Below are 25,288 nucleotides of genomic sequence, written 5' to 3'. Positions count from 1 at the left end.
TAAGACGACACTCCATTGTTTTTATGTGATTGAATTCATCCATGAAGTCACTTACAATATTACTTGAATTCCAATATATAGGAGGTTCGGGTGATGAAAAAGAAATATATTCTATTACTCTCAGTGGCAACGATGTTAGGAGGAATGACAATAGGGGTAGGAGCTGCTCCTGCACTAGAAAAAATAAGTGCAAATTTAAACTGGGGAATTAAATATGAGGTTAATGGTGAAGATTGGGTTCCAAAAGATCAATCAGGAAAAAAACTTGCAACAATTACATACAACAACTCAAATTATATCTCTGTAAAAGCGATCTCCGAGGCACTTGGCTCTGTCGTTGAATATGATAGCAAGAATCAAAAAATTATTATCGGAGAAAAACCAGATACAACAATTATAACCAAAGAAGGAATCAAGATTAATAGTACTTCCTTCACCACAAGTGATAAGCAGTACACCGAACATAATGGAAAAGATTATGGTTCTGGTATCGTAATGAGAGAAATTAATAATTCTGAAAAAACGATCATTCTTGAACCAAAAGGAAAATATAAAGTACTAGATCTTTCATTGTTACCGATTAATATCCGTAATGATATCTCTGTAACGATATATAATGGCAAGACAAAGATAAAAGAGCTTATGCTGTCGCCTAAAGATATTGGACAGCATATCGTTATTGATATTGAAGATGCAAATCAAATTGAAGTAAATGTGAAATTTCAGAAAGATATAACAGGAGATGACACTATATTCCTGACAGGTACATATAAATAATTCTTTTACAGAATCAGTTTAGTCACGCACTAATATTAGTCCATAAAGAATCTTCCCTTACCTACGGGAGATTCTTTTTTATTTTGCGAAAAAAGGAACCTTTGCTCGCTTCCATGACTCTAATTAGATGAGGTGAATCGGTTGGAGCTCGAATACTTAAAGCAGATGACGGTCATGGACAGCCAGACGCTGGATAAAATCATGAATGAATATGGAAACGATGTGTGGAATTATGCGTATTTTTTGACCAAACAGCATGCCTTGGCAGACGATATTGCACAAGAAGCCTTTATTAAGGCCTATTACGGCATACATACCTTTCGCGGTCAGGCGACGCTGAAAACGTGGCTGCTAACGATCACGCGACATACGGCGTTTCGGTACAAACAGGCTTTTTTCTTTCGGAAAGTCATCCTTAAAGACAAGCTTACCGCCAGTTCGTCAAGTCGGTCAGCAGAAGCGGAATATTGGGACCAGCAGTATGCGGATGAAATATGGGCAATGATTATGACTTTGCCGAGCAAGCTTAGGGAAGTATTGGTCCTGGACCTATACTATGAAATGCCGATGCATGAGATTGCGAAGCTGCTTCATATTGCGATAGGCACCGTAAAATCCAGATTGCATCGGGCCAGGAAAAAAGTACAAAAACTAATGAAGGAGAAGAACGATGAGTGAGGATAAACCAGACTGGTACAACCGTGCTAAAAAAGCTCCTTTTTCAAATGAAAAGTTCACGTCCGAAATGAAAAAAAACGTGCATAGGTCCGTGATTTTCACCGACAGCAAACCTAAACGTCGAAAGTACTTACAAGTTGGATTGGCTGGCGGGTTCATGCTTCTGATTATTTTAATTGCCTTTCAATTGCCTTATGGCGGGGACGAACAACAGAGAGCAGGGACTAAGCCCCCTACTAAAGAGGAGACAATCCGGGCACAAGGCGTAACGGATGAAGGAAGGTTAAACGTTATTGCAGTTGGACAGGAAAAAATAACGACATTGGGTGCACCGAGCTGCTTCGGTATCGAAACGGATCGGTCGTTTACCGGAAACTACAGCGTGCAGTATAGCACTAACCAAGTTACAAATGAAGTCACTACGCTGGAGGGGCTTACATTTATTCAACCGACATCTGCTCCGGTTGATATGATTCGCCTGCCGTTTCAAGATGCCGATGTATTTATACTCGCACCGCAATATAGGGACTGTCATGGCATACAAATCTATGCGTTCGCCGTAGAGCATGAAACGGGTAATGCCGTGCAGCTTCGATTTCAGGATGAGTCCTTGGTATCCTACTTTTCGTATTATAGACCCGGTACGGCTCCCGAGGTGAAGGAGAATAAGCTTGTTCTGCAGTCTACCGAGGGACCGGGAGGCGAAGGTTCGCCGGACTATGTTTCTGAAAGAATGTATCAATTAGATCTTAAGCAAAATGCGTTGGTTCTAGTGTTGCGTAAGACCGGAACGTTCTAGTGCATGTCCTAAAAAAGAGGTTACCATTCCAATATAAGGAAGGTAACCTCTTATTCATAATTCTATGGAATTAGTGTACGTCCCTGAAGAGACCGATCACTTTCCCGAGAATCGTAACATGGTTCAAGCGCAGCGGCTCATAGGTAGGATTCTCCGGCTGCAATCGTACATGGTCCTTCTCCTTATAGAAGGTCTTCACGGTTGCTTCATCTTCTTCTGTCATTGCTACGACAATGTCACCATTGTCCGCGGTTTGCTGCTGGCGAACGATGACGTAGTCACCGCTGTGAATACCGGCTTCAATCATACTGTCGCCGACTACGGACAACATGAACACCTTATCGTCGCCCACGTAATGCTGCGGGAGCGGGAAATAGTCTTCAATGTTCTCCATGGCCGTAATCGGCACGCCTGCTGTGACTTTCCCGACGACAGGCACTCTGGCAATGGTGTGCGTAAACAGATTCGCGCTCTCGGATTCTTCTTGGCCAAGCAGCTCGATCGCTCTTGGTTTCGTAGGGTCACGGCGGATCAGGCCTTTCTTCTCCAAACGGTCCAGATGACCATGGACCGTAGAACTGGAAGCTAGTCCGACAGCCTCGCCGATTTCCCGGACAGAAGGCGGGTAACCCTTGCTACGAACTTCGTTGCGGATAAACTCTAAGATCGCCAGCTGGCGGCTGGATATTTTCGACATGCCGTATCAACCCCATTTAGTAACGTTTGGGAAAATTATAACATAGAACTACCGTTCGTACAAACATAAGTTCTAAAATAAAAATAGAACAAATGTTCTTTTGGGTATTGAATCAAACAAGTGTTCGTGTTAAGATGAATCCATAAGAGAACACTTGTTTGGGAGATGATGATTCCATGTTGAAATACAGTACATACCGCAGCATTTATGAGAACGTTCCGGTGGTAACAGAACAATCATCGAAGACTTGGGGCATTTACTTTAAATCGAAGATAGCTTCGATCCCTTTGAATAAACTGTTGTTCACCCTGCTAATTGTGGCCATCTTTTGGACAGGTGCATATTCCGTTTTTGCCGGTGGGACAGAGAAGCCGACTGGAGAGAAGCAGGTGATCGTTCAATATGGCGATAGCTTGTGGCGAATAGCTTCCCTTCACAAACCTGCGGATATGGATACACGCGTATATCTGGATAGCATACGAAGAATGAACGGATTGAAGGGTCCGGACATACAGGCTGGGGAAGTGCTGTCATTGCCGGTTTGGTGATTTGACGTTGCTTCTAACCAATTGGCATTCATACTCCATATAATCACCACATACTACTGGTTACTTCCTGTTTAATGACACATCATATTCTGCTTGTCAGATTGAATCATTTACGCGTAATAGCGCGTTTACAATAGATAACTATAGATTACCTCCCCATAGACGGTATTCGTTTATGCGCATCATATATTCCTATTTGTTCTTAGAAGAGTTTGCAAGGGCTCAGTTGCCTTGACAAGCTCTTTTTCACATGTTTAAGTTATACATGATATCGAAATTGGAGGAGAAGTCATGGACATCGATACTTTGGTAGAACGCATCAATGTATTAGCAAGAAAGAAGAAGAATGAAGGGTTGACCGAGGAGGAGCTCAAAGAACGGGCCGAGCTTCGGGAAATATACCTTAACAATATTCGCAGTAACTTTAGACAACAGCTGGAATCGATTGAATGGGTTGATGAAAACGAACAAAAAGGCGGCCCGCGATTAAAGCACTAGTCGATAACCGTTCAAGGATATATATTCAGAGGATCCGTGAACAGATCGAAGGATAGCATAATAATACTTGGGGTACCGGCCATTCGGATAATCGATTACGGTTACCCCAAGTTTATATGGTTTATAAACATTTTGATTATGAGTTCAGGGGGAACCAAATGTCACGTTCATGGGAAAGAAAAGTCAGCAAAAATATGTCGCAACTTAACAAACAGCGCAAAAAGCAGGGATTGACCTCGTATCAAGGGTCTGCGATTAATGATAAGCATGACGTGTTTAAGGGACGTAAGTATGTACTTCCGTTAGTGCTTGTTGCATTGGCCGGTTTGTATGCGCTTCTCGGAACGGCAACTTCACAGGCAGCCGGCGGAAGCAATGATGTATTGAATTGGGTTGGCGTCAGCTTGTATATCCTGTTGGCGCTCATGATATTTCTCCGCAAGCCTTATTTGAAGATAGAGCGGGCCTCCGTGTCGACCATGAAGTTCAACCGGGAACGCCGTCTGGCCGTATCGGATATCGAGAAGATCAAATTGGCTTCGGGTTCCGTCGTGATCCAAGGCAAGGGAAAAGCAGGCAACTGGGTGTTCTCACGAATGATGAATCTTTACGATACCAAAGCCATGGGCGAAAGATTGGAAGAGTTTGCAAAGACTCATCAAATTCCAGTGGAGCACAACTAACCCGATTGAGTAGGTCACAATGTATATGAGGAGTGGGAGAGAAATGCCGATTGCTGCGGTTTTGTTTGATTTGGACGATACGTTGTTGTGGGATGAACGCAGTGTAGAAGAAGCGTTTGAAGTGACATGCCAAGCCGGAGCGGCGGAAACCGGCGTTGATGCCGGCGCGCTTTTGGCCGCGGTGCGTGAAGAAGCAAGAGCATTGTATGAATCCTATGATACTTTTGCTTTTACCAAAATGATCGGGATCAATCCGTTTGAAGGCTTGTGGGCTAATTTTACGGCTGGATCCCAGCCTGAATTCCGAAAGCTGCAAGAATTGGCTCCCGTATACCGCAAAGAATCCTGGCGTCGCGGACTTCATCGCCTTGGCGTTGATAATGAAGCGTTGGCTGAGACGTTGGCAGCGCAATTTGCTGCGGAACGCAGAACAAGACCTTACGTATATGAAGAAACCTTTGAAGTGCTGAAGGAATTGCAGGGTAACGTGAAGCTGCTGCTTCTAACGAACGGAAGTCCGGATTTGCAGCAGGAGAAGCTTGATGGCGTTCCGGAACTGGTCCCTTATTTTGACCACATTATTATCTCGGGTGATTTCGGCAAAGGCAAGCCGGATGTTTCCATATTCAAGCATGCGCTTGATCTGTTAGGCGTCGAGGCGGATCAGGCCGTGATGGTGGGAGATAAGCTGACCACAGATATTAAAGGCGGCAATGCCGCAGGACTGCATACGGTTTGGATCAATCGGGTAGACCGGCCTCATGATCCGGCCATTCAGCCGAAGTTTGAGATCAAACATTTATCCGAGCTGCATGCTATTGTGGCGTCCTTATAAATGACGTGATCAAGAGTTCACGACTATTCTACAAGATCTATTAGTGAGATATATTAGCGTACATAGGAACAGTCCTGGCAGCAGCTGATGCGATTCGGGGCTGTTTTTTTGTTGGTTGCCATGTTTGAAAGGAAAGAGGCTGTTGGCAGTGACAAACGTCACACAATTGTAAGCTGCATGAGATAGAAGTTAAAGAATAATGCGATATAATGAATTAGGAAAATGACGCTGTTTGTAATGGACCATTACGTGAATAAATCATACATAGCATGAATTCGTAAAAGAGGTGGTTGGATGACCAGGAAAAAGATGGCCTTTATTGCAGCCATGGTGTTGATGGCGGTTGCGCTTGCCGCATGCAATGACAGCAAGGCGGAACCCAGTGATGATGTGATGGCTGAGCCGATTATCGTAGAGCTCTCTCTGACCCCAGAGAGCATTAAGGCAGGCGAGAAAGTGTTGATCGAAGCGAAGGTAACACAAGCAGGCAGCCCGGTCGAAGATGCAAATGACGTGGAATTCGAAGTGACGCTGGAAGGCGGAGGCGTTCAGGCAAAGGTTCCGGTCAAACATGATCAAGGCGGGGTCTACAAAATGGAGAAAACCTTCGAGGAAGCAGGAACCTATCGCATCGTTTCCCATGTCACGGCAAGAGGGCAGCACTCCATGCCGCTGAAGGAACTGACGGTAACCGAGTAATACACCATACACAGCCAATAAATAAGGCAGCGCATCCATCCGTTGGGCGGATCATGCGCTGCCTTATTCCATTTTCCTATTCAGTCAGCCGCTTTAGGCTTATTGGAATTGGGGATCTTCTACCGGAGTAGCTACCCAGCCGTTCTCTTCAATAAAGAGACGAACCGCAATGATCTGCTTGTTCTCCATCAGCGTGAAGAAATGAGGCGTATTTTCCGGTACGGAAATAACGTCGCCCGGCTCAAGCTCTACGTTAAAGTAACCGACATCGTCGGAGCCTTTAATAATGAAGATCCCTTTGCCGCCAACGATCGCTCGGATTTCGTCTTCCGAGTGGGTGTGAACTTCTTCGAATTTTTTAAGCAGGTCCTCTATATTGGGCGTGGACTCGGAAAGCGTGATGACATCCCAGATTTTGTAGCCGCGTCTTGCAGCCAGGTCGCGAATTTCTTCGTCAAAAGTGTCCAAAATGCGCTGCTTATCTTCATCACTCAGCTTGAAATTTTCTTGAAGATCTGCCGGGAGTTTATCCATATTCCAATGCTCATAAACAACCTCTTGGTTATTCAGGAATTCCCGAACATTTTCTTCCCCAGTAATGCGTTCGTTCGTGTTGCGAATCACGATTTCTGCCATAGCTTTAACCCTCTTTCTCCCGTTGGATTAATATGTATTATAGCCCCCCTCACCGCATTTGTCATCTGCAAATGTAGATTTATACCGATAGCTGCGCAATATTTCGACTTTTCTATTGAAAAGTATTCTGATACACTAAGATTTAACGTTTTCGGGGGAGGTTTATGAGTTGAACAAGCCTAGCTTACAAGAAGTGCTTAAAGAACGAATATTAATTCTTGACGGTGCCATGGGCACGATGATCCAGCAAGAGGACCTCTCGGCTGAAGATTTTGGCGGCCCGGAGCTGGATGGCTGCAATGAAATGCTGGTCATTCATCGGCCCGACGTCATTCAAAAAATACATGAACAATATCTTGAAGCAGGTGCCGACCTGATTGAAACCAATACATTTGGCGCAACGTCCGTTGTGCTTGCTGAATACGATATACCTGAACTTGCCCGGGAAATCAACCTGAAAGCGGCTCATCTGGCCCGCGCTGCAGTTGAGAAATATTCTACGCCGGACAGCCCGCGATATGTCGTGGGTGCGATGGGTCCGACAACCAAGACGCTGTCGGTTACCGGCGGCGTGACCTTCGCCGAATTGATCGAGAGTTACGAGGAGCAAGCCGTGGCCTTGATTGAAGGCGGCGTGGATGCCCTATTGCTCGAGACGTCGCAGGATACGCTCAATGTGAAAGCAGGGAGCATTGGGATTCGACAAGCGTTTGATAAGACAGGCGTCACCCTTCCCATCATGATATCCGGCACAATCGAACCGATGGGAACAACGCTTGCGGGGCAGAACATCGAGGCGTTTTACATTTCTTTGGAACACTTGAATCCCGTATCCATCGGCCTGAACTGTGCGACGGGGCCGGAGTTCATGCGCGACCATATCCGTTCCTTGTCCGAAATGTCGAGAAGCGCGATCAGCTGTTATCCGAATGCGGGTCTGCCTGACGAGAATGGTCAATACCATGAATCTCCTGAATCGCTTGCCCAAAAGATGGGGGCTTTTGCTGAAAAAGGTTGGCTTAACATCGCAGGGGGATGCTGCGGTACGACACCTGACCACATCCGGGCTTTAAAACAAACGATGGATGGCTTCACCCCACGTCCGCTTGAGGGCAGGCACTTGCCGGCATTGTCCGGCATCGAGCCGGTATATATCGAGCAGGAAAACCGTCCGTATATGGTGGGCGAAAGAACAAACGTTTTAGGTTCGCGCAAATTTAAGCGTTTGATCGTGGAAGGAAAATATGAGGAAGCTTCCGAGATCGCTCGTGCTCAAGTCAAGAATGGCGCCCATGTCATTGATGTATGCGTACAGGATCCGGATCGCGAAGAAGCTGAGGATATGATCCAATTCCTGGAGCTGGTGGTCAAAAAGGTGAAGGTGCCGCTGATGATCGACACAACCGATCCGGCGGTCATTGACTTGGCCCTGCAATATTCGCAAGGGAAAGCCATCATTAACTCCATTAACCTTGAAGACGGCGAGGAGAAATTTGAGCATGTGACTCCGTTGGTGCACAAATACGGCGCTGCGGTCGTCGTAGGGACCATCGATGAGAGCGGTCAAGCGATTCATCGCGACGACAAGCTCAAGGTGGCGCAGCGGTCTTATGATCTCTTGGTGAACAAATACGGTATTTCGCCTGAGGATATTATTTTCGACACGCTTGTGTTCCCTGTAGGTACGGGTGACGAGCAGTACATCGGATCAGCCAAGGAAACGATAGAGGGCATTCGCATGATAAAAGAAGCCATGCCCAAAGTGCATACGATCCTCGGCATCAGCAACGTTTCCTTCGGATTGCCGGAAGCGGGCCGTGAAGTGCTGAACTCCGTGTATCTGTACGAATGCACGAAGGCCGGATTGGACTACGCAATCGTGAACACGGAAAAGCTCGAGCGCTATGCCTCCATTCCGGAGGAAGAGCGGCGTCTGGCGGAGGATCTGATTTATCGAACCAATGATGAGACGCTGGCGGCATTCGTCGCCGCGTTCCGGGATAAAAAGGTAGAGAAGAAGGTAAAGGTATCCAATCTGACGCTGGAAGAAAGACTTGCCTCTTATGTGGTGGAAGGCTCCAAGGAAGGCCTGATTCCGGATTTGGATGAAGCCTTGACCAAATACGGCGCGCTGGAGATCATTAATGGCTCGCTAATGGCAGGGATGACCGAGGTTGGCCGCTTGTTTAACAACAACGAGCTCATTGTGGCGGAGGTGCTGCAAAGCGCCGAAGTGATGAAAGCCTCCGTGGCGTATTTGGAATCCTTTATGGAGAAAAACGAGTCGTCGGTCAAAGGGAAAATCATGCTGGCCACCGTGAAGGGCGACGTCCATGATATCGGTAAAAACCTGGTGGAGATCATCTTGTCCAACAATGGTTACCAAATCATTAATTTGGGTATAAAAGTACCACCGGAGCAAATTATCGAGGCTTACCGGCGGGAGCAGCCTGACGCCATCGGGTTATCCGGTTTGTTGGTCAAATCGGCACAGCAGATGGTATCCACCGCCCAGGACTTGAAAAACGCGGGCATTAGCGTTCCGATCATGGTTGGCGGGGCCGCGTTGACGCGGAAGTTCACGAAGACGCGCATCCGCCCCGAATATGACGGAATGGTGCTCTACGCGAAAGACGCGATGGACGGGCTTGCATTGGCCAACCAGCTGAGCGATCCGGTGCTGCGGACCCAAATGGCTGAAGAGATTAAGGCGGAGCAGGAAGCGGATGCAGCGGCGCCACAGGTTGTAAAAGTAATGCCGAAGCTGTCTGAAGGACTCCGATCCAAAATATCGACCGAAGCCCCGGTGTATATACCGCCGGATATGGAGCGGCATGTGCTCCGGAATTATCCGATTTCGCACATCCTGCCTTATATCAACATGCAGATGCTGTTGGGACATCATTTAGGCCTTAAAGGATCCGTGGAACAGCTGCTCAAAGCCAATGATCCGAAGGCGGTATCGCTTAAGGAAACCGTTGACGGCATTCTGGAAGAGGCAGTTCAATCGGGAATCATACAGGCACATGCCATGTACCGTTTCTTCCCGGCGCAGTCGCGAGGAAATGATATTATCATATACGATCCAAAGGATGCATCGAAAATATTGCATACCTTTACGTTTCCAAGGCAGCAGGTGGAGCCGTATCTGTGCTTGGCGGACTTCCTGAAATCCGTAGACAGCGGGGTGATGGATTACGTCGGGTTCCTGGTCGTTACGGCAGGGCACGGCGTCGGGAAATTGTCCGGGGAATGGAAGGATAAAGGCGACTATCTCCGTTCCCATGCACTTCAATCGGTTGCCCTGGAAACGGCTGAAGGGCTGGCAGAGCGAATTCACCATATGATGCGGGATACGTGGGGATACCCAGATCCGGCAGACATGACGATGAAACAGCGCCTGGGAGCGAGATACCAAGGCATTCGCGTATCCTTCGGATATCCGGCATGTCCGGATCTGGAGGATCAGGAGCCTTTATTCAAATTGATGCAGCCAGAAGATATCGGCGTTCATCTTACCGAGGGTTTCATGATGGAACCGGAGGCGTCGGTATCCGCGATGGTGTTCAGCCATCCGGAGGCTCATTATTTTAACGTGGATAAAGCTTAACATTAGAATACCGGTACAGCCGGTTTGAAATCCTCCGAATGTTTCGGGGGATTTCTCCGGTTTACAACCGAAAGGGGAGAAGAGGGATGGAACTCTATTTTCTAGGAACAAATGCGGGGGTTCCGACGCTGCAGCGTAACGTGACCTCGATTGCACTGCGAATGCTGGAAGAACGAAGAAGTCTGTGGCTGTTTGATTGTGGAGAAGGCACGCAGCATCAAATATTAAAGTCCCCGCTCAAGCTGTCCAAGCTTGAAAAGGTATTCATTACCCATATGCATGGTGATCATGTATTCGGTTTGCCAGGTTTGCTATCCAGCCGAGGTGCCCAAGGGGTAACATCACCCCTGACGATATATGGTCCCCCAGGCATCAAAGTCTTCATTGAAACTACGCTGAGCATCAGCCAATCGCGCGTTCCTTATACGATGGAGGTCATCGAGCACACCGGTGGCGTTTTGTTTGAGGACGATAATTTCCTCGTGGAATCGGCCAAGCTGGATCACAGGGCCGAGAGTTACGGCTACCGTGTCGTGGAGAAGGATCTCCCCGGCAGTCTGGACCTGAAACGGTTGGCGGACTATGGACTCAAGCCAGGGCCGCTCTATGGCAAGCTGAAAAGAGGGGAAAGCGTGGAACTGGGCGACGGCCGATGGATTCATGCCTCGGATGTGCTCCTGACACCGAAAAAAGGGAGGGTGGTCACGATTCTCGGGGATACGCGGCCATGCGCAGGTGTGGAGGCTTTGGCCAAGGACGCGGATCTCCTGGTCCATGAGGCCACGTTCATGGAGGATCTGTCGGAGCTCGCGCACGAATACTATCACAGTACCGCCAAACAGGCGGCGGAAGCGGCTGAACGGGCTGGGGTAAAAGCGCTGTTCTTGACCCACTTCAGCTCCCGGTATAAGGATATCGATCATTTACAGCCGCTGCTAAACGAAGCGCGGGAGATATTTGCGAATACGCGATTGGCGGAGGATTTCGGGTTGTATCCTATCCAGCGTTCCTAGGCACGCACAGCGGTGAATTAAGTGGAAATATCGGGTGGTCGGGGGCATTATTTTCCGGGAAAGCGCAGGATGCGACAAAGCGGTTCATAAAGGCTAAGACTTGGACAGTCTTCGATTTCTTTCGACGCGTCGACCGTCAGAATGAAGCGATCGGCATGACCTTGCAACCGGTAATGGGCTTCTTTACAATAATACTATCGGTATTTCTAAGTTCATTATAGTAAAGGACAGCTGAATGCCTGCAGCCATACATATATTTATGATGATTAACCCTTACGACACGGCCTTGAATGGTCACCTTTTCATCAGATGAATCATTTATGCCGTGAAGGAAAGAAATAAAGAAGGTGCATTTATTCATGGAAAAACCAAAGGGATTGCTGATTGACCTGGACGGAACGCTGTACCATGGCCGGAATCGAATCGAGGGGGCTGACCAGCTGATCGAGCGGTTGAAAGAAATGCAGATTCCGTTCCTGTATGTAACGAACAATTCTTCACGCACGCCGGAGCAGGTGGCGGCTCACCTGATGGAGATGGGGATTCCTGCCTTGCCGGAGGAAGTATGCACATCCTCCCTCGCTGCAGCTAAATATATCGCTGAGGAGTCGCCCGGTGCCAAGGTGGCGATGCTCGGGGAAGATGGACTTCGCGAAGCGCTGTTGTCCGCGGGCCTTACCATCGTGGAGCAGTCCCCTGAATACGTCATTCAAGGAATCGACCGCTCGTTTGATTACGAGAAGTTAACCCGTGCCGTTCGCTGGATTCAGGAGGGAGCTGTGTCGATCTTGACCAATCCGGATCTGCAGCTGCCATCCGATACCGGCCTGATGCCTGGTGCTGGCTCGCTTGGGGCTGCGATCGAGGCCGCTTCGGGAGTTAAGCCGACGGTTATCGGTAAGCCGTCCTCGATCTTGATGAAGTATGCCTCGGATCGCTTGGGTTTGGCTCCGGAAGAAACTTATGTAATCGGAGATAATATCCGTACGGATATTGCCGCTGGCGTGCATGCCGGCTGCAAGACGGTTCTCGTCATGACCGGAATCACGACCGATCGCAATATGGAAGCGCATCTGGAAGCCGCCGGCGTCACGCCAGACTATATAAGCCGGGATTTGAACGAAGTGATCAGCCTGCTGTGTTCATGATAAGCAAAAAGTATTATACATAAACTTGTGTGTTGACGAAAGGGAAGATGAATCATGCCGGAACTGCCGGAAATGGAGAATTACCGAAGATTGTTATCTCAGAGCATTCTGAATGTGCCGATCACCGATGTGGTCGTGAACCGCGAAAAATCCTTGAATGTGACGATTGACGAGTTTACTTCGGCCCTGAAGGGAAGCAAGGTCATTTTTGTGGAGCGGAGAGGCAAACACCTCATATTCCATTTGCATAACGGAGGCAGACTCCTGCTGCACCTGATGCTGGGGGGCATTTTGTATCTGGGAGGCAGGGATGAGGAGCGCCCTTCCCGTTCGACCCAGGTCGAGATCACGTTCGGTGACCAGGTGCTGTATTTTATCGGCCTTCGCCTGGGGTATCTGCATTTTCTAACAGCGAGGGAAACCGAGAACGCCCTAAAAGACCTTGGTCCTGAGCTTCTGGATCGGCGAATGACCAAAGCGCGTTTCGTCGAACTGATTGGAAAACGGCGGGGCGCCTTAAAAACGACGCTGGTCAATCAACAAGTCGTCGCCGGCATCGGCAACTGTTATGCGGACGAGATCGCTTTTGATGCCCGAATCCACCCGCTATCCAAAATTCAGGATTTGCCGGAGGAGTCGCTAGAGCAGCTGTACGACAGCACCGTCAAAGTGATGCACGAGGCGACGGACGGCGGAGGATACATGGAAATGCCCTTTCAGGAAGGGGATGTGCTGACAGGTGCTTATAACGACGAATGCAAAGTGTACGATCGTGAAGGAGAGCCCTGCGTTCGCTGCGGTACGCCGATCGTGAAGGCGGAGCACGCCTCGCGCAAAGTTTTCTTTTGCCCGAATTGCCAGCATGAAGTCTAAAGTCCGGATTGGAAGCCATGTCAGCACACGGGGCGGATTTCTCGCGGCAGCCCAGCATGCAGCCGGGATCGGTTCACTGGCGTATCAGTATTTTCCGAAAAATCCGCGCAGCCTTCACTTGAAGACGCCGGATGTCCGCAATGCTGCGGCTTGCGCGAAGTTTTGTCAGGAGCAGGGTCTCGTCTCGATCGCGCACACGCCTTATCCAACGAATATGGCGGTTGGTTTGACCCGGGGAGAAGAATTTTATCGGTTGACCGTGGATTCCCTTAAGAATGATCTTATGATTGCCGAGGCTTGCGGATCGCTGGGCATCGTTGTACATTTTGGGCATCTCAAGAGCCAGAACGTGCTTGAAGGGTACCAGAACATTATTCGCTGCATGAATGATGTGCTGGCTTCCTGGGCGGGCAGGGCCAAGCTGCTGATCGAAAATCAGGCGGGAGACCATGGAGCTATGGGAATGACGCTTGAAGAGTGCGTTAAGGTTAGACAGCTTGCCGATTATCCGGAAAAAATAGGCTTTTGCCTGGATACCTGCCACTTGTTTGCCGCCGGAGGCTGGGACTTATCGAATACGGATGAGCTCCTTGCCAGAGGCAAGGAGCTAGCCTATTGGGAATCGGCGGTAGCCGTTCATTTAAACGATTCGAAATATGGAGCCGGCTCAAGAAAAGATCGCCATGCCCGCATCGGGCAAGGCATGATAGGAACAGAAGCATTGAAGCGCCTGGTTCTGGCACCGGAACTTGCGGGTAAGGCATTTGTCTTGGAAAGTGAAAAAGGAGCTGACGGCACGCATCGGGAAGACATCGCCAAGGTGCTGTCCTGGTCCTGATAGGGAGAGGGTAGGATGATTCATCTTTATTTAGACGACTGGCGCCCCAATCCGAAAGGATTCGCGCTGGCTCGAAACGGGGAAGAATGTTTGCTGATGCTCCGTGAATGCGAAGTGGACGTTCTGTCGCTTGATTTCGAACTCGGGCATGGCCAGATGAACGGCGGAGACGTCGTTGCGGCCATGATTGCCGAGAATCTACAGGCTAATGAAATATATTTGCACACCTCAAGCCCGTCGGGCAGAAGAAAAATGTATGAGCTGCTGTATGAGCACATGCCAAAAAGCGTCAAGGTCCACAATGGACCGATGCCCGATTCCGTGCTGCGGGAAGTTGCCCAAGGTTCAAGATGATTGAGGTTACGCAGCGCGAACTGTTGGAGAGGCTAGAATGGCAGGAGCGTCTGATGAAGCGTGACGCGAAGGCGGATCCTGTCATCGTTTTTTTGCATACGCCATTATGCGGTACTTGCGCGGCAGCGCGTAAGATGCTGGATGTCGCGGAGTTTGTGGTGCCCGATGTACAGCTGCTGGCAGCGGACGTGAATTTCCTTCCGGGCATCGTGGAACGGTATCAAATTCGAAGCGTCCCGGCACTGCTCGCGATCCAATCAAGCCCTGGAGCAGACCCGGAAGTGCTTTATCGGATGGGCTCCGTACAGGATATCGTCAGTTTTATTAGGAGCGTGAAGCCATGATTTCTTTGCAGCACCTGTCGCTCATTCGGGGGAACCGCCACATTTTGAATGATGTCAGCATTGAAATGAAGCCGGGTGAAAATTGGGTGATCCTGGGCAGGAACGGATCCGGCAAAACGACGCTGCTGGAAATGATGACGGGATATATGTTCCCTTCCAGTGGACGCGTAGAAGTGCTGGGCCAAGTATACGGCCAATGTGACGTTCGGGAGGTTCGTAAATCCATCGGTTATATCAGCCAATCGCTGCTGGAGAAATTAACGCTGAGCGACCCGGTGTGGGAGGTTGTCGCAACAGGGGCGTATGCCTTTTTACGCTTTTATCAGGACATTCCGGAAGAGGCCAGAAGTTTAGCCTACAGCCTGCTGAACGAAATGGATTTCGGCCGCTTGGCGGAGCTGCCTCTCGGGACCTTGTCCCAAGGGGAACGGAAAAAAGTGATGCTGGCACGCTCCCTCATGTCCAATCCGAAGATTCTGATTATGGATGAACCGTGTGCCGGTTTGGATTTGTATGAACGGGAGAAGATGCTGCATGAGATTGACAGGCTGAGGCAGCGTAATATTACGGTCGTGTACGTCACGCATCATGTCGAGGAGATTGTCCCTCTATTTACTCATGTGGCGCTTATTAAAGACGGGCGGTTGACGGCCGCGGGACGCAAAGAAGAAGTATTGAACCATGAACTTATCAAACAAACTTATGATATCGACGCTCAGCTGGAATGGGATGGCGGACGTCCCTGGATCAAAGTTATTTCTGGAGGTTAATCCGTTTGGACGAATTAAATGTAATACAGGAACATGAGGTACAGAATCAGAACCATCGGGATTTTCACAGTAAATGGGTATGCACGGCAAATCATGGTTTCGCTCCGTATGCCCAGGAAGAGCTGCGCCGGATGTTTGGCAGCCTAAAAAGCACCATGATGATACCAGGCGAGGTGTTTTTGATGACACTCGGCAGCTCCGAAGCTGAGGCTAAGCGGCTGATTACGTCAAAGCCGCCTATTTTCCTGCGGCATCTCTTTCCGGTACAATGGGAAATCGCTGCCGAATCCGTAGACGCAGCGCTGCAATTGACAGCAGATCATGTGCTGAGACGGGAGGAGATTAGCCAAAGCCGCGCATCCATCCAAATCCGCAAGACGGAGAACAGTTCATGGACGGAGAGCCCTGCAGCCCTTCGGGACGATTTGCAGCTTCGCTTGGCACCGCTTGAGCTGGAATACACGGTCCAGGCACCCGAATGGATCATTTCACTATTCGCTGCTGACAATGTCTGGTATGCCGGTGTGTCGCGTCCGGAGGACAACCTGTCGGATTGGAACGGAGGCGCGGTCCGTTTTCAGCGGGAAGAGGGTCAAATCTCAAGAGCCAAATTTAAGCTGCTTGAAGCCGAGAAGCAGTTTGGAATACCCTTCGAGACGTTCCGCAAGGCTGTCGATATCGGAGCAGCGCCGGGAGGCTGGACATCCTTTTTATTGGAACGCGGCTTGCAGGTTACGGCGGTGGATCCGGCGAAAATGCACCCATCCCTGGAAGGGCATAAAAACCTGCGTGTCATCCACAAGAATGCTGCAGACGTAACGTTTAGAGAGCATGAATTTGATCTGCTGGTATGCGATATGAGCTGGAGTCCCAAACTGATGGCCCGAATGGTGACCGGGCTGCTGCACAGCCTTGAAACGGGCGGCACGGCCGTCGTCACGGTCAAGCTGCTGACCAAGAAGCCAATGGCATTGGTGAAGGAGATCATGTCGGTATTTGAAGCGTCCAGAATGCAGATTCAGGGAGCGAAGCAGTTGTTCCATAATCGGGACGAGATTACGCTTTATATGATTAAGTATTAAAAAAGCCTTTACAAGTTCAAGTATTTTGTTCTATAATGATTCCAAAATTAACCAACGGCAACTTAAAGGGAAAGCATCCCGCTATGATCACGTTTCAGTGATACGGCGGAGTGCTTTCCTTTTTTGTTGTGCTTGTAAGTCAGAGGAGAGGGCATTGAGATGAATCAGCCTTGCAAATTGGTGCATGGGGATGTATTGGGTGAGCGTTACGTCATTGACCGCGTCATCGGCGAAGGGGGCATGAGCTGTGTATATCTGGCCGAAGATCTGAAGCTGCCCGGGAAGCAATGGGCGGTGAAGGAGACTTTGTCTGAACCGGGTATGCAGCGCACCGTTCAGGATGAGGCACAGCTTCTGATTAAACTGAGCCATCCGCGTCTGCCGCGCATCGTCGATTTTTTTCGTGATGAGGACAACGGCTATACCTATTTGGTTATGGATTACATTCAAGGCATGACGTTGGAAAAATATTTCCGGGGTTACCGTGGAAACGTGAATCCGGACTTCATCATGGAGCTGACGGAGCAGCTGCTGGACGTCCTGGAGTATCTTCACCTTCACGAGCCCCAAGTCATATTCAGAGATTTAAAGCCTTCGAACATCATGCTGACCGATCAGCTGGAAGTCCGACTCATCGATTTCGGAATCGCGAGAAGCTACAAGCATGAGAGCGGCGAGGATACGGTCAAGCTCGGCACGGTCGGATTTGCGGCACCGGAGCAATACGGTGGCAGGCAAAGCGATGCCAGATCGGATTTGTACGGATTGGGGGCGCTTCTGCTTTATCTCTCGACCGGCGGCAAATTCAGCGAATGGATCACGGGAGTGGAGCGCCATATTCGCGGCGATTTGCCAAGAGAGTTAGTGCCGGTTATCCGAAAGCTGCTTCAATATGCTCCGGAGCATCGATATCAATCGGCAGCTGAAGTTCGGTCCGCGCTGAAGCGGCAGCATTCGATTTCCGCGAATCTATCTTCGGTTCAAACCAGCACGGTGCCCGGGACGCTTGTTGCGGCCGTACTAGGTGCATCGTCCGGCGTAGGAACAACGCATAGCTGCATCGCCTTCGGACATTTCCTTGCTTCAAGGTACGGAAAGGTAGCCGTCATTGAAATGAGCGCCAAATCCACCTCGTTCAGCCGCATACAGGAAATAGCGGAGGGCGGAAGGCTCGGCTCTATCCGCAAATTCGAGATTAACGGGATCCACTTTTGGCGACAAACAGCGAGGAGTGAAGTGATTTCGCTGCTCGGGGGCAGTTACGATGCGGTTGTATTGGATTTGGGGGCGTACAGGGACAGCGAAAGGCTGGAGGAATTCCTGCGGGCCGATCTGCCGATTGTTATCGGTTCGGGAGCGGAGTGGAGGCGGCATGATGTGGCAACGCTGGCCCGAATGCTGTCCAGGCACCCGCAGCCGGGCCGGATCTATGCCCTGCCCCTTGCCGGAGAAGAAACGATTCAGGAGATGAGGAAAACGCTAGGCACGAATAAGGTTTATGCCTTGCCCCTGCAATTGGACCCTTTCGAAATACCTGACAGCAGTCGGCAGGCATTCGCCCGGCTCTTCCAGGACTACTTGCCGCAGGCTGAACGGAAGCGAAGATTCAGGTTTCTTAAGAATTGACCGCATTTGAACTGAAGGAGATGAAGCCATGCCGATTATCAGGAGGCGAAGCCGCAAACTGATATTTGCCGGACTTGCCGGCGCAGCCGTAACTGGGGCTGTATGTGCCGGCGCCATGTTGTATTATGTGCACGGCTCTAAAGAGGAGCGGCACGTGGAGCGCACCCAATACGAGCAGCGAATCGCGGAGCTTGAAGAGACCCAGCTGCAGCAGCTCAATTCGATTCAGGCGGCATGGGTCCCGGTAAGAGATATTCCGCCGGGTCAATTCATAGAAGCCGAGGACATCAAGGAAGTGCGTTTGCCGTATGACGGCTCGTCCGGCAATCTCTTCTCGGGCAGGGAAGAGATTGCCGGGAAGGGCGCCAAGATTGAGCTGCTTCAGGGAATGCCGATTACCGGCGCGATGCTCTTTGAAGAGGAGCCGACGCGGCCCGATCTCCGTCACCGGGAGATGAAATCCGTATATCTGCCAAGCGACTTGCAAAAGGGGGATGTCATTGATGTTAGAGTCCAGTTCCCAACCGGACAGGATTACATCGTTTTATCCAAAAAGAAGATCGACAGGCTCCAAAATCCGGCATTTTGGACAACGTTAAGCGAGCAGGAAATCTTATTGCTCTCCAGCGCATTGGTTGACGCTTATCTGCATGATGCTACGCTCTATGCGCTTACCTATGTAGAACCCGAGCTGCAAGAGAGAGCGATTCCGAACTATCCGCCGAACGCGGAGGTGACGAAGCTGATTGCAAGCAACCCGAACATCGTGAAGAAAGCCGAGAAGCAATTGGAGCTTACGCTCCGAAACACGCTGGAAGACGATTTAAGCAAACTCCAGCCGAGTCAGCAAGCGCAAGTGTCCGACATGCCTCCTAATTCCGCCTATGCTGGCGGAGCCAGGAGTCCGGATTCTTGGAGCCCGGCATCCAATATAAATCCCCCTGCAAAATCCGCTACCGGAACGAGTTACGATGGCATTCTCCCGAACGATGACGTGAATACGGAGGTTACGCTTCGGGAAGAGAAGGCTTCGGAGGCCGAGCAGATTTTGGGGTCAACCGGGAGGACAGATGCCCAGGACGGCAGTGATAAGACACGGCCAGAGGCTGATTTCATATTCTCGAGCCCGTAGGAATGACAAAGTGAGCCCCTGAGAACAGTTGGTAAGCGAAGGAGTGTAACCAAAGTGAAGAGGTGGATATTTTCGGGCATCTGCGACAAGAGCGATATGCTCCTGTACATGTGCAAAATACTAGCCAATGGAGACAGCAGGGTGCTGCTCGTCGATGGCGCGATAGATGCGAAGTACAGACATTGCATTAGCGTAATGCATCCACAGCTGCCGGTCATGGAGTTTGCCGGTTTCGATGTGGCAACAGGATTTGGGAGTTATACGTCACTGATGGATTATCTGGAAGAAATGAATGAGAAGAAATATGACTATATTGTGATGGACGTGGAGAAGCCGCAATTTATGGACAAGGATCAGTGGGATACGGCGGATGCCCATGTTTGGGTCAGCGGATTCGAAGTAACGGGATTGCGAAAGAGCGCGGCCTTGCTGGATGAACTAAGAGCCGCAAGAACAGATGACCCGCTGCCGCCTTTCCATCGCGTATACGTACAGGTTATCGAAGACCTGGCGGACGGGTCCTATATTGAAGGCTTTATGGAGGATAGCCGGATTCAATGGCTGGGCCCCCCTGTGAAGATGCCTTGGGATGAGTTGTTTTTTGCGCTGAAAATAAAAAACGAACATGCAGGCAGACTGGGCATCAAGCCATTGTCACGACAGTATAAGCGGTCGCTTACCGAACTGATTCGGATCCTGACGGAGATGGAGCAGCGGCATATCCGCCGGGCGTTTAGGCAAGCGGGAAGGAGGCATGCATGAGTCTGATTGCTGTATGGAGCCCATTAAAAAGCGGGAGCGGCAGCACGCTGTTGGCCGCATGTTTACCGATCGTATTGGCGTTTGAATACCAGGTCAAAGTGCTGCTTGCCCATGGTGGACAAGCAGGAGAACGAGTGGAACAGGCCTTTGCGCTGAAGGAGGAAGCGTTCGATTATATGGCGGCGTTTCAGGATACCGGATTGGATGCCCTCGAACGGCTCAATGCAAGCGGGAGGCTGAATCCGGATAATGTCCGCAATTATGCCCTGCCGCTGCTGTCTGATCGGCTAGATCTTTTGTGCGGACCGAAGCCGACGTCGGCCAATGATTTCAGTTCTGCTAGACATGCGGAAGGTGTGAATCGGACTGAACTAATGTTCAAGGTCTTGGCGTCCTCCAAACGAAGTTATGACGTTACCGTAGCGGATGCCGGAAATGGTGTTCCCCGAGCTGCGGATCGTGCAATACTTCAAGCGGCAGACTTGATCATCGTTGGATTGAATCAGAATTTGCATGTCCTGAAGAGAGAGCTTGAGAAGGAAAGACTTCCTCCGGAGCTGAAGGAAAAAGACTGCTTGTACATGATCGGCAAATATGATCGGGAGAGCAGCTGCACACTGCAAAATATGAAGCGCCGCTTTGGAATCAAAACGATGGCGGTTGGCGTTCCGTATTGCTCCCGCATGACGGATGCATGGAATATGAGTTCGATTATTCCCTACATGCAGCGCAACCGTGGGGGCGCGGACCTGAAAGGTTTGAATTCACTGTATAATGCCGTCCGTCACCTGGCTGATGCGTCGGCTGAACAGCTCGGACTTCCGTCCGGCCGTTCGAAAGCGGGGGGCCTGCATGCTTTTGGGTAACGCCTTGAACACGATGTGGATCATCATCCTGGTTTTGTTAGTCGTGTTGTTTGTCTATCTGCGTTATATGGATACCCGCAAACCGGCGGCTGCTATAACGCGGGGCTCGGATCCCTATTCGATCGAAGCCATGACGGCATTTGTTAAGGAAAGCCTGCATCAGCTGACGCACAGCCAATTGTCTGATTTAGGGCTGCACGAAGAAGCGTATCGCCGCAGGCTGAACAAGCGGAGCGAATTGCGAAGCGCGCTCAAGGGCTGCGTATCCGGTGATGCGATGGACAAGGCGTATGTTAAGGATTTTTTAAAGCAGCTGCTTGTCAAGGATCTGGGATTGAACGAGTCCAACATTGATGCAGCCATTCCGTTTGAAAGCCTAACCGAATTAACGGCCCAGGATCAATTCGAGATTCTCTTGTACTTGTACCAGCAGCGGCACGGGGAGGATGCTTTATCCGTACTTCTGGAGACATACGATCTTGCGCAGCCTCGCGTCATTCCCGGTTACGGGGAGGGCAGCGTTTATGCGGTTACCGCGGAAGACATTGCTTATATTTATGAGTCAGAGCAGCGTACGCTTCTGTTTCAGGAGAAGCTGGATATCGTCGTTCAGCGCATTTATCAGCAGTACAAAGGATTTTCCGTCGTGGATGAAATCAGGGATCAGCGGATTGACGGGATCAGTGGGGGAGTCAGCGGCGTTCCCGTCGACCGCGATAGCGGACAGGGTACTTCTTTTTACGGACCGGATGATTTTTTGGGGCTAGGTCTTTCGAATGCCGAATTGCCTGCATCAGGCTGTGAGAGCGTCTGGATTTTTTACCGGGGTGTTTCGCTTCATCTTGCTTTTTTATCGTTTGGTTCGATGCTGGAGCTTAAGCGGGTATGTCAAAACATATACAAATATAATCATCCGGGACAGCTGTCGGAAGCCAGCGGTTACAAAGTGAATGAGATGAAGGATGGCTCCAGGGTTGTTGTGGTAAGGCCACCGTTTGCCGAATCCTGGGCATTTTTTGTACGCAAGTTCGATTTGCCCAAGGCTACGCTTGATCAATTGATTACGGGGAGCGGCTCCGAGCTGGTGATCGGTTTATTGAAATATTTGATGAGAGGCAGCCGGATTACGGCGATTACCGGTGCTCAAGGATCAGGAAAAACTACGCTGCTGATGGCAATGGTTGGCCATATCTATGCCTCCTATACCCTCCGGGTTCAGGAGATGGCCTTCGAGCTTCACTTAAGGAAAATCTACAGCCGCAGGAACATTCTCAGCTTCAGGGAAACGGAGCATATCAGCGGACAGGCAGGGCTGGATCTGCAGAAGAAAACCGACGGTACGGTCAATATCCTTGGTGAGGTTGCTAGCGACGAGGTTGCGTCATGGATGATACAGATGTCTCAAGTGGCAAGTCTGTTTACCGTGTTTACCCATCATGCCAAGACATTCGGGGATTTGGTTCAATCCCTGCGCAACTCCCTGCTCAAGAGCGGCGCGTTCAGGCAAGAGCACATTGCCGAGCAGCAGGTGGTCAGCGTGATCAACTTTGACATTCATATGAGAAGAGACGCTTTCGGTAACCGTTACATAGAGCGAATTACAGAGTGCATTCCGGTGGATAAGGGGGCTCTGCCGCAATTCGAAGCTTCTACGGAAAACAATTGGAAGAGCAGCATGGAGGAGTATTTTCATTTAAGCTCAGAGCATATGCGGAGACTGAACGAGGACCGCTGCTATGTGTCCCGCAATGTGATTGAATACCGGGACGGTGCATATATTGCTTGCGCCAAACTATCCGAAATCAGCATTCGCGAAATGACCGAGCAGATGCATCCGGAGGATGCGGAGGAATTCAGAATATTTCTGGACTCGGGCTGGGGGGAACAACGTGGCCTCTAAAGACGTGTTAATCCTGATATTCATTACATCCCTGACGCTGTTCTCGATTACGTTCGGTTTGGTGTCGTTGATGTCCAGAAGACGAGGAAACCGTGGAAATTATGCCGGAAGGTTCGATGCGGGTGAAGCAAAGTCGTTTCGCGGTATATACCGTCAATGGTTCCAATTGGCTTATATGTATGGAGTGAAACTCCCGCTCGTCCAATCGTATATCAAACGGATCAGACAGAGAATCGCGATCATCCATCCTTACGATGAAATTTCGCTTCGGTATGAGACGGTGAAGCTTGCCTGCGCGATTACAGGGATTATCGGGTTAACGGCCTTATTGCTGATATGGAGTCATCCGGACCTGGGGTTTATCGTGATAGTCATCCTTGCCGCCGTGGTTATTAACAATATGCTTGTTGAGATGTTCATTAACCGGCTGGAGCGGAAGCTGCTTGTTCAATCGGTTGAATTGTTCTCCCTCGTCCGTCATCATTATCAGCAGCATGGAATGGTCGAGGAGGCTTTGTATGAAGGGGCAGAGACTTCGGGACATGAAATCTCCATACATGCCCATCGGATCTATAATGCCCTCGTATCCCAAGATCCTAATGATGAGCTGGAGCGATATTATGAGGTAGCGCCTAACCGGTATTTAAAGGCGTTTGCGGGCATTTCCCATCTGGTAATGGAGTTTGGCGATCATGCGAGAAAACAAGGCTCTATTTATCTCCTTGGGCTCAGCGGTTTGACCAAGGAAATCCAATTGGAAATATTGCGAAGAGATAAGCTTGATTACTTGATGAAGGGCTTGAATGCAATTGCGCTGGCCCCGGTTTTTTTTACGAAACCGATCGAACGGTGGGCGAGAAGCAGTTTTCCGTCGATGGATGAGTTTTACATGAGCAAGCTCGGATTTGTGACCAAGATATCCATTTACGTCATTATCCTGATTTCTTACATCCTGCTCCAGAAGCTCCAGCAAAATCGGGAAACCGACTACCGTGCGGTGGCACGCAAGGTGTCGTGGGAAGAAAGAATGTACCGAATTCCAACTATTCGCTGGCTTGCGGGGATCATGACTCCGACCCCAGGCACGATGAAATATGACAGCCGGGTTCGGCTGCTGAAGGAGAGCAATGCGAAAATCAAATTCGAGTGGCTGTATATCAGAAGGGTGACGTTTTTTTTCCTCGGTTTCTTTTTAGCGCTGTCGCTGGCCGTTGGACTGCATGTACAGTCTAGGCATCATTTGTTGTATGTCCCCGTTCCATTAAATCATTCTCTGTTCGGACAGATGAATGATGATGAGCGCTTGCAGGCAGAGGAGACTGCCCGGCGGGATCGGGTAATCATGGAGCAGCTGCAAATGTCAACGAAAGCAGCGCATGATCAGATCCAACAGGCCGTAAGAGATACAGATTCTGTTGGTTTGACCAAGGAACAAATTGAGATTGCAGCCGATCGAATCATGACCAAGCTGAAGCGGTATGATAGCGAGTATTTGAAGTGGTGGGAGCTGCTGCTCTCCTTCATGGCAGGTATTGCAGGTTATGGGGCGCCACTGTGGCTGCTGTATTTTCACCGGAAAGTGCGAAACATGGAAATGCGGCATGAAGTATATCAATTTCAGACGGTCATATCGATCCTGCGCGGTATGGAGCGAATCACGGTTGAAGTTATATTGGAATGGCTTAACCGGTTCGCCGTTATTTTCAAGGTTCCCATTCAAAAAAGCCTGCTTCACTATGAACATGGCGCGCAGTTGGCTTTACTGGAGCTGAAGGAAGACGTCTGGTTACCCGAATTTCAACGGTTGGTGGACAAGCTGATCCTTGCGGTGGATAAAGTTCCGATCAAGGACGTATTCGACGATCTCGACGGGGAGATGATATTCAGCTTCGAGCAGCGCAAGCAGGAATATGAAGCGATGATCGACACGAAAGCCGCATGGGCGCGGATGATCGGTTTTACTCCGATGTATGCGCTGATCTTTATGTATCTTGTCATTCCGCTGATCGGCATGAGTTTCTCCCAAATGGAAACGTATTATGAGCAAATTCAACGACTTTGAAGCAATACAAGGCCTAAGCACTACTGAAACGATAATCACTAGGTTCATATAAAAAAAC

General features: G+C 49.8%; 25 protein-coding genes. 23 read left to right on the top strand and 2 right to left on the bottom strand.

Translation table 11 applies throughout. The features are described 5' to 3' along the window. The first annotated feature begins 93 nt into the window (after positions 1-93). The 3 genes from AC3RCL_RS18570 to AC3RCL_RS18560 all read left to right on the top strand — a co-directional run bounded on the left by AC3RCL_RS18570 (position 94) and on the right by AC3RCL_RS18560 (position 2,254). Positions 94-777, top strand: a complete 684-nt coding sequence (locus AC3RCL_RS18570) for a stalk domain-containing protein (protein ID WP_492531264.1) — start codon at positions 94-96, stop codon at positions 775-777. Between the two features lie 141 nt (positions 778-918). Then, complete coding sequence (locus tag AC3RCL_RS18565) at positions 919-1,455, top strand: RNA polymerase sigma factor (protein ID WP_492531262.1); 537 nt, start codon at positions 919-921, stop codon at positions 1,453-1,455. After that, a complete protein-coding gene (locus tag AC3RCL_RS18560; protein ID WP_213577884.1) occupies positions 1,448-2,254 on the top strand; it encodes a hypothetical protein in 807 nt (268 codons plus the stop codon). The genes AC3RCL_RS18565 and AC3RCL_RS18560 overlap by 8 nt, the downstream gene beginning before the upstream one ends. Before the next feature lie 70 nt (positions 2,255-2,324). Here the strand turns inward: AC3RCL_RS18560 and lexA are convergent, their stop codons facing one another. Next, the gene (gene lexA, locus AC3RCL_RS18555; RefSeq protein WP_009596010.1) at positions 2,325-2,951 is read right to left on the bottom strand and encodes a transcriptional repressor LexA; all 627 of its coding nucleotides are present in this window, start codon (positions 2,949-2,951) and stop codon (positions 2,325-2,327) included. A gap of 176 nt (positions 2,952-3,127) precedes the next feature. On the opposite strand from lexA, the gene AC3RCL_RS18550 reads away from it, so the two are divergent. From AC3RCL_RS18550 to AC3RCL_RS18530, 5 genes are all read left to right on the top strand, one after another. Further along, entirely contained in the window at positions 3,128-3,499 is a 372-nt protein-coding gene (locus AC3RCL_RS18550; protein ID WP_492531258.1) for a LysM peptidoglycan-binding domain-containing protein, read from the top strand. 291 nt (positions 3,500-3,790) lie between these two features. Continuing rightward, on the top strand, positions 3,791-3,997 hold the full coding sequence (locus AC3RCL_RS18545; RefSeq protein WP_015734670.1) for a DUF896 domain-containing protein: 207 nt from the start codon (positions 3,791-3,793) through the stop codon (positions 3,995-3,997). 158 nt (positions 3,998-4,155) lie between these two features. Then, positions 4,156-4,680, top strand: coding sequence for a hypothetical protein (locus AC3RCL_RS18540; RefSeq protein WP_009596012.1), 525 nt, complete (start codon positions 4,156-4,158; stop codon positions 4,678-4,680). 43 nt (positions 4,681-4,723) lie between these two features. Beyond that, positions 4,724-5,515, top strand: a complete 792-nt coding sequence (locus tag AC3RCL_RS18535; protein ID WP_015734671.1) for an HAD family hydrolase — start codon at positions 4,724-4,726, stop codon at positions 5,513-5,515. A gap of 294 nt (positions 5,516-5,809) precedes the next feature. After that, positions 5,810-6,214 carry a FixH family protein gene (locus tag AC3RCL_RS18530; RefSeq protein WP_090911668.1) on the top strand — a complete coding sequence of 135 codons (405 nt, stop codon included), beginning with the start codon at positions 5,810-5,812 and terminating at the stop codon, positions 6,212-6,214. A 99-nt stretch (positions 6,215-6,313) separates the two neighbouring features. Here AC3RCL_RS18530 and AC3RCL_RS18525 read toward each other — a convergent pair whose 3' ends face one another. Then, positions 6,314-6,850, bottom strand: a complete 537-nt coding sequence (locus AC3RCL_RS18525; protein WP_090911665.1) for a cupin domain-containing protein — start codon at positions 6,848-6,850, stop codon at positions 6,314-6,316. Between the two features lie 169 nt (positions 6,851-7,019). Between AC3RCL_RS18525 and metH the strand changes: the two genes are divergently transcribed. The 15 genes from metH to AC3RCL_RS18450 all read left to right on the top strand — a co-directional run bounded on the left by metH (position 7,020) and on the right by AC3RCL_RS18450 (position 25,230). After that, positions 7,020-10,460 (top strand): methionine synthase, encoded by a 3,441-nt coding sequence (metH, locus tag AC3RCL_RS18520; RefSeq protein ID WP_492531254.1) that lies wholly within the window; start codon positions 7,020-7,022, stop codon positions 10,458-10,460. An 86-nt stretch (positions 10,461-10,546) separates the two neighbouring features. Then, the gene (gene rnz, locus AC3RCL_RS18515) at positions 10,547-11,473 is read left to right on the top strand and encodes a ribonuclease Z (RefSeq protein ID WP_096773378.1); all 927 of its coding nucleotides are present in this window, start codon (positions 10,547-10,549) and stop codon (positions 11,471-11,473) included. A 359-nt stretch (positions 11,474-11,832) separates the two neighbouring features. Further along, the gene (locus tag AC3RCL_RS18510) at positions 11,833-12,621 is read left to right on the top strand and encodes a TIGR01457 family HAD-type hydrolase (protein ID WP_492531251.1); all 789 of its coding nucleotides are present in this window, start codon (positions 11,833-11,835) and stop codon (positions 12,619-12,621) included. A gap of 54 nt (positions 12,622-12,675) precedes the next feature. Beyond that, on the top strand, positions 12,676-13,494 hold the full coding sequence (mutM, locus tag AC3RCL_RS18505; RefSeq protein ID WP_492531249.1) for a DNA-formamidopyrimidine glycosylase: 819 nt from the start codon (positions 12,676-12,678) through the stop codon (positions 13,492-13,494). Next, positions 13,484-14,332, top strand: coding sequence for a deoxyribonuclease IV (locus tag AC3RCL_RS18500; RefSeq protein WP_096773381.1), 849 nt, complete (start codon positions 13,484-13,486; stop codon positions 14,330-14,332). Before mutM ends, AC3RCL_RS18500 begins: the two co-directional genes overlap by 11 nt. A gap of 15 nt (positions 14,333-14,347) precedes the next feature. Beyond that, positions 14,348-14,686: a cyclic-phosphate processing receiver domain-containing protein gene (locus AC3RCL_RS18495; protein ID WP_096773382.1), complete on the top strand. Its 339-nt coding sequence runs from the start codon at positions 14,348-14,350 to the stop codon at positions 14,684-14,686. A 53-nt stretch (positions 14,687-14,739) separates the two neighbouring features. Continuing rightward, on the top strand, positions 14,740-15,030 hold the full coding sequence (locus AC3RCL_RS18490; protein ID WP_492531246.1) for a thioredoxin family protein: 291 nt from the start codon (positions 14,740-14,742) through the stop codon (positions 15,028-15,030). Beyond that, complete coding sequence (locus tag AC3RCL_RS18485) at positions 15,027-15,800, top strand: ABC transporter ATP-binding protein (RefSeq protein WP_433939348.1); 774 nt, start codon at positions 15,027-15,029, stop codon at positions 15,798-15,800. Before AC3RCL_RS18490 ends, AC3RCL_RS18485 begins: the two co-directional genes overlap by 4 nt. 5 nt (positions 15,801-15,805) lie before the next feature. Next, on the top strand, positions 15,806-16,882 hold the full coding sequence (locus AC3RCL_RS18480) for an SAM-dependent methyltransferase (RefSeq protein WP_213577898.1): 1,077 nt from the start codon (positions 15,806-15,808) through the stop codon (positions 16,880-16,882). 159 nt (positions 16,883-17,041) lie between these two features. After that, positions 17,042-18,508 (top strand): serine/threonine protein kinase, encoded by a 1,467-nt coding sequence (locus tag AC3RCL_RS18475; RefSeq protein ID WP_492531243.1) that lies wholly within the window; start codon positions 17,042-17,044, stop codon positions 18,506-18,508. 28 nt (positions 18,509-18,536) lie between these two features. Next, positions 18,537-19,640 carry an SAF domain-containing protein gene (locus AC3RCL_RS18470; RefSeq protein WP_492531241.1) on the top strand — a complete coding sequence of 368 codons (1,104 nt, stop codon included), beginning with the start codon at positions 18,537-18,539 and terminating at the stop codon, positions 19,638-19,640. 54 nt (positions 19,641-19,694) lie between these two features. After that, positions 19,695-20,402 (top strand): hypothetical protein, encoded by a 708-nt coding sequence (locus tag AC3RCL_RS18465; protein ID WP_015734685.1) that lies wholly within the window; start codon positions 19,695-19,697, stop codon positions 20,400-20,402. Next, positions 20,399-21,268, top strand: a complete 870-nt coding sequence (locus tag AC3RCL_RS18460; protein ID WP_096773388.1) for a CpaE/TadZ family protein — start codon at positions 20,399-20,401, stop codon at positions 21,266-21,268. The genes AC3RCL_RS18465 and AC3RCL_RS18460 overlap by 4 nt, the downstream gene beginning before the upstream one ends. Beyond that, the gene (locus AC3RCL_RS18455; RefSeq protein WP_492531238.1) at positions 21,255-23,168 is read left to right on the top strand and encodes a pilus assembly protein CpaF; all 1,914 of its coding nucleotides are present in this window, start codon (positions 21,255-21,257) and stop codon (positions 23,166-23,168) included. Before AC3RCL_RS18460 ends, AC3RCL_RS18455 begins: the two co-directional genes overlap by 14 nt. Further along, entirely contained in the window at positions 23,158-25,230 is a 2,073-nt protein-coding gene (locus tag AC3RCL_RS18450; protein ID WP_492531236.1) for a hypothetical protein, read from the top strand. The genes AC3RCL_RS18455 and AC3RCL_RS18450 overlap by 11 nt, the downstream gene beginning before the upstream one ends. The last annotated feature ends 58 nt before the right edge of the window (positions 25,231-25,288 follow it).

This window comes from Paenibacillus sp. MT86 (assembly GCF_058792535.1).
The sequence above is the reverse complement of the archived record's forward strand: the minus strand, read 5'-3'. Positions and strand labels throughout refer to the sequence as shown.